Below are 637 nucleotides of genomic sequence, written 5' to 3' on the forward strand. Positions count from 1 at the left end.
CGGGCGCACGCGCTTGGGCCATGGCCACTCGTGTCTGGGTGTCCCAGATGCTCACCATCAATGGCGGCAGGTAGGCCCGCCCCTTCTCGTAGCCGCGCCGTAGGCTTTTGCCGTCGATTGCCACAACCCCCGGTGCCGGCCCTAACCCGAGCTCCGCCCGCAGCGCCGTCATAAAGGCCGTAAACGCCTTCGCCAGTTCGTCCGGATCGAGCAGGCGGAGCAGGCGACTGAAAGTATCGTGGCTCGGTGCCCCATGCGGCAGATCGACGATCGCGGAAAGCTCTTCCACACGAGCTTCCACGAAGTCGGCCACTTCGGCGCTGCTCTTGGCTCCGCACAGCGTCGCCGCCAAAGTCAGAAAAAGTATAGTTCCGATCGGGTGACGGGCATTGATGTCGCGAGGATCGTGCACTTCTCGCAATATCGAGATGTAAGACTGCATCGGGCCTTCTCCACAAAGAGAAAGCCACAACAGAATCTCTCAAACGGCGATCCGCAAGCCGCGTTTTACTCATATGCGATTCCCCTGCCCGCAAGGGGGGAGGGAGCCTGAGAGGCGTGCTCACCTCACATCGCATTGATTGAGAGGCTTGCTCGCCTCACATCGCATCAAAGCTCCGGCGCCCATTGTGGGCGG

1 protein-coding gene is annotated in these 637 nt (G+C 61.4%); it reads right to left on the reverse strand.

All coding sequences use genetic code 11. The annotated features are described in order from the left end of the window. The coding region (locus H8A95_RS43395; RefSeq protein ID WP_229188501.1) for an ISAs1 family transposase at nt 1-442 on the reverse strand (442 nt) is incomplete at its 3' end. Between the last annotated feature and the right edge of the window lie 195 nt (nt 443-637).

Origin of the sequence: Bradyrhizobium oropedii, from assembly GCF_020889685.1 — a bacterium.
In the GTDB taxonomy this organism is placed as follows: Bacteria; Pseudomonadota; Alphaproteobacteria; order Rhizobiales; family Xanthobacteraceae; genus Bradyrhizobium; species Bradyrhizobium oropedii.